We start from the raw sequence: 4,371 nt of genomic DNA on the forward strand, positions 1-4,371 counted from the left end.
GCTCCCAAGGCCAATCTGACGCTCGGCACGGGCTCGACCAAGATCGCCATGCTTTTGCCGCTCTCCGCCCCCGGCAGCGCGGGCGAGAACGGCAGGAAGATGTATGATGCCGCGCGGCTGGCAATGGCCGATCTCGGCGACAAGCTGGTGACGCTGACGATCGAGGACACGCGCGGCGACAGCGGCTATGCCAAGGACCTGGCGGTGAAGGCGATCACTTCGGGCGGCGTGAAAATCGTCATCGGGCCGGCCGAGCTTGCGGCGGCGCAGCACCTTGCCAAGCTCTCCGGCACGCAGCGGCCGCCGGTGCTGGCGCTGGCCGACAATTTCGCCGGCGGCCCGGGCGTCTATGCGGTGCGGCTGAGCGAAGCCGACAGCGCGGCGGCGGGCGCGGCAGCGATTGCCGGCAAAGGCGCCAAGAAATTCGTGCTCCTGGTGCCGGCGGGCGCGAACGCCGGCGCCGTCGAGGCGCGGGTCGCCAACGCGCTCAGCATCTATGGCGCGACGCTTGCCGTGACGCTTCCCTATTCGGCGTCGGACGCCGCCAAGGTGGTGTCGGACATGGGCTCGCTGGTCGAGGCCCCCGACGCCGTCGTCGTCGCCAGCGGCGACGGCAGCCCTGTCGCCGTGCTGTCGGCCCTTAAGGCGAAGGGTATTCCGGGCAAGGCGGTGAGCCTGATCGGCACCGAACGCTGGCTCGAGCGCCCGATCGATCCGCTCTATGAGGGCGCCTATATCGCAACGCTCGACCAGAGCGAGACCGGACCGATCGCCGACCGTTTCAAGGCGACCTACAACTACCAGCCCGACGTCAACGTCGCCTACGCCTACGACATGGTGGCGCTGTCGGCCGGCATAGCAAGCTCGGTCGGCCCGAACGGTTTCTCCAAGCAGGTGCTGGAGAACGCCAGCGGCTTCCGCGGCTCGACCGGCCTGTTCCGCTTCCGCGCAGACGGCTCGAGCCAAAGATCGATGCCGTTTTTCAAGGTGGAAAAGCGTAGACTGAAGCTGGTGGGGAAACAGACCGCGGGGTTTTGAAAGCGCTGGCTAGTTAAGCTGCCCTAGAACCCCGGAGCTACTGGCCAGTGCCACATTGGCATAGATCTGAAACGCGATCGTGCAGATCGCAGCTGCCGAGATTGGCACGCCGAAAGGCACGACGCCTTTGCGATCCAGGTGCTGCACATAATGGCGGAACATCCCGGCCGGCAAAAGAAAAGGATTTTTTACCAGGACCGCTGTAGCGAGTGCGAAACCCAGCAGAAACACCGAAAAGACGACGAGACCGCTTCCTCCAATCAGAAACGGTGTGACCGCCATCAGCTTCACATCGCCGGCACCGACCTTGCGCAGAACCCAGAACGGAAAGAGCGCGATGAACAGGACAAGGCCGGCAATGGCGCTCAAGCCCATGTCCCACCATGATCCCGCCTGAACGGCTAGGAGTTGCAACGCTCCCAGCCCGAGGCAAAGCAGCAGCAGAACGTCGCGGTTGGAGATCTTCTGCGTCGAGAAATCGACCCAAGCGACCCTAGCAAGCAGTGGAATGGCTAAAACCTTGAGCAGCAGCGACGCGGCAAGCAAAAGGCTCATGACCGCTCGATGTTCCGCACGCTGGACGACAGAAGCTTCAGATTGTTTGCCACGGTCGGATCGTTGGGGGCGAGTTCATAGGCCTTGAGGAAATTCGCCCGCGCGTCCTGCAGCTTGCCGCGCAGCAGATAGGAATAGCCGACGTTGTTGTAGTACTCAGGGGTCGCGCCGAGCAGCTTGTAGGCCCGCCTATAGGCCATGTCGGAAAGATCGAAACGACGAATGCGGTCGCAGGAAGCGGCAAGGCCTAACCAGGCGACGCCATCGTTTGGCGCCAGCCGCGTCGCCTTGTAGAACAAGGCGCCGGCATTGCCGTAGTTCTCGGAGCGGAACTGGGTCTTGGCCTCGGTGACCGCCTGGTCCGAGGCATAGTAATCGACGTCGCTGACGGTCTTCAGCCCGTCAAAGGCATCGCCGAAGGCGGTGTAGTCGCCCTTCGCAGGCTCATTGGTGCGAACTACGCCGTCGGCGATGTCTTTTGTCTGACAGCCCGCAAGGAAGATAAGCAGCAGGCTGGTCGCGACTGCGAGGCGCTTTGTCATTGTGTGTCCCACGAGTCCCCGACTCAGTTCAGAACCTAAGCATATGACGGCTTAGAAGAAAATGCCCTTCATGCGAATGATCACCGGCAGCATGAGGATCATCATGACCACGGGGAAAATGCAAATCCCAAGAGGAACCATCATTTTCACTGGCAAGGAATTGGCGCGCTCCTCAGCACGAAGGATCCTTTGGCTTCGCATTTCATCGCTGTAAACGCGCAGCGCCTCGGTGAGACTCGTGCCGAGTTCTTCGGATTGCCGGAAAAGCACCGCCAACGATCGCGCCTCGTCCAACCCGATGCGGTCGGCAAGATCTCGCAGAGCCTCGCGCAGCGGCTTGCCAGCCCGGAGTTGCAGATTCATGATTGCCAGCTGGATGCCCAGCCATTTGTGGGTGCCAGCCAGTTCCTGGCTTACCCGCTCAACCGCCGCCTCGAGGCTCATGCCGGCGTCGGCGCAGGTGATCATCATGTCCATGAAGTCGGGAAAGCCGCGCCGGTAGATTTGCTTCTGCCCGTTCTCGAAACGGTCCAGCATGACGCTTGGGACGACCAGGCATGCGAGCCCGAAAAGAGCCGAGCCGGCAAAGGGTATGAAAGCTGGCAGGTGTTGCGGTAACACCCGTGACAGAAGTGCATAGGCTGCCAGGAAGCCTATGCACACCGCGCTAAGCCGGGCCAGGGTGTAAATGACAGGCGCACTAGTTTGATAAAAGCCAGCTCGAAACAGCTTGGCCTCGAGAGCATTTGGTTCTCCACGCTCTTTCTCGAGCGTACGAAAATAGGCGTCTACCGGCCGCTGGGCCGCGATCTTTGCCAGTTGGTCTTGTCCAGCCAGCGATCGCCGGTCGGCGATGCCTTCCGCCATCAAACTTTGTGTAACCAGCTTCCTCGTCTGAAGCGCAGGCAGAATGATGAGTGCCCCAAATAGGAACAGCGCCGTGGCCGTCACGAACACGGCGATGGAGATCAACAGGCTAAGATCTTGAGCACCAGAGAACAACTCTATCTATTCCCGTTAGAAGTCGAAGTTAACCATGCGGTACATGATGAAGTCACCCAGAATCGCCCAAAGTCCGAAGATCGTAAAAACCGGCAATATTATTGGATTGTTCCAGACCGTTCCGTAATATGAAGGAGCAGCTAACTGTAGGATGCCAAACATTACTATCGGAAAGAGGGAAATGATCCATGCCGATATGCGCCCCTCGGCAGATAACGCCCTGATTTTCATCCGAAGCTTCTGCCGCTCACGGAGAACGGCTGAAAGATTGGCGAGGATTTCGGTCAGGTTGCCGCCGGTTTTCGATTGGATCGAAAGCGACACCGAAAGCAGATGGAGGCCTTCAAAGCCGACGCGCTGGGAAAGCTTTCGAACCGCCTGCTCCACGCTGAGGCCGAAGGTGATTTCGTCCGCAACGATGCCAAATTCCGTGCCCAGGGGATCCGGCATCTCGCGCGCGACAAGACCTATAGCAACTGAAGCAGGATGGCCGGCCCGCAGCGAGCGCACGATCATGTCCAATGCGTCGGGTAGCTGCGCGGCGAATCTCTGGATTCGCTTGTTGCGTGCTCGGCGCAGAACGAGAATAGGCAACACGGTTGCCACTACAAGGAAAATGAGCGTGGAAGCCAATGCGGAAAAATTGAGAACAAAGGCAAAAAGCAGCGCCAATGCCAGGCCGGACAAGACGAACATAGCGGCGAACGACAGTGGATTTCCTGTGATGCCCGATTGGGTGTAGAGTCGGTTCAGCCAGACAAATCTCAATAGGAAATCGCCTGATTCACTGAGACCGCGCTCGCTTAACAGCCCGTGTAAGGTTTTTGCGGCAGGAGCGTCATCTGCGAGCCGTTTCATACGCAAATTGATAGTGGTGGTGCGCGAGCGACGGCTGGCGTACGACAGGTACATCGCCTCGCCCGCAAGGATAACTGACGCGGCTGCAAGCATGTAAATAAAATAAAGCAAGGTTTGCGTGGTCATAGCGCAGCCTGCGGGTTAAAGGCGTCCTTAGCGAATTGAAACCCGAGCGTGGCAGCTTCGGACGCGAAGCGCGGACGGACGCCGGTGGCGCGGAAATCACCGACGATCGTGCCGTCGGCCGCCACATCGCGCCGAACGAAATGATAGATTTCCTGGAGTTGCACGACGTTGCCCTCCATGCCCGTAATTTCCGATATGGAGATAACCCGTCTTCCACCGTCCGAGAGACGCTGCGTTTGGACGATAATGT

The 4,371-nt window shown here is 59.6% G+C and carries 5 protein-coding genes and 1 pseudogene; 1 reads left to right on the top strand and 5 read right to left on the bottom strand.

What is annotated here, in order from left to right:
- Nucleotides 1-1,038, top strand: a 1,038-nt coding sequence (locus tag EOA49_RS30575) for a penicillin-binding protein activator (protein WP_127243554.1), incomplete at its 5' end; no start/stop codon positions are given.
- A gap of 9 nt (nt 1,039-1,047) precedes the next feature.
- Here the strand turns inward: EOA49_RS30575 and EOA49_RS30580 are convergent.
- The 5 genes and pseudogenes from EOA49_RS30580 to EOA49_RS30600 all read right to left on the bottom strand — a co-directional run.
- Nucleotides 1,048-1,593 (bottom strand): prepilin peptidase, encoded by a 546-nt coding sequence (locus tag EOA49_RS30580; RefSeq protein ID WP_127240762.1) that lies wholly within the window; start codon nt 1,591-1,593, stop codon nt 1,048-1,050.
- The gene (locus tag EOA49_RS30585; RefSeq protein WP_127240763.1) at nt 1,590-2,135 is read right to left on the bottom strand and encodes a tetratricopeptide repeat protein; all 546 of its coding nucleotides are present in this window, start codon (nt 2,133-2,135) and stop codon (nt 1,590-1,592) included. Before EOA49_RS30585 ends, EOA49_RS30580 begins: the two co-directional genes overlap by 4 nt.
- 51 nt (nt 2,136-2,186) lie before the next feature.
- Nucleotides 2,187-3,137 carry a type II secretion system F family protein gene (locus EOA49_RS30590; protein ID WP_127240764.1) on the bottom strand — a complete coding sequence of 317 codons (951 nt, stop codon included), beginning with the start codon at nt 3,135-3,137 and terminating at the stop codon, nt 2,187-2,189.
- 15 nt (nt 3,138-3,152) lie between these two features.
- Entirely contained in the window at nt 3,153-4,121 is a 969-nt protein-coding gene (locus EOA49_RS30595; RefSeq protein ID WP_127240765.1) for a type II secretion system F family protein, read from the bottom strand.
- Nucleotides 4,118-4,371 (bottom strand): annotated as a pseudogene (locus EOA49_RS30600) (CpaF family protein); the annotation flags it as partial. The gene EOA49_RS30595 and the pseudogene EOA49_RS30600, both read right to left, overlap by 4 nt.

The organism is Mesorhizobium sp. M1A.F.Ca.IN.020.04.1.1, assembly GCF_003997315.1.
In the GTDB taxonomy this organism is placed as follows: Bacteria; Pseudomonadota; Alphaproteobacteria; order Rhizobiales; family Rhizobiaceae; genus Mesorhizobium.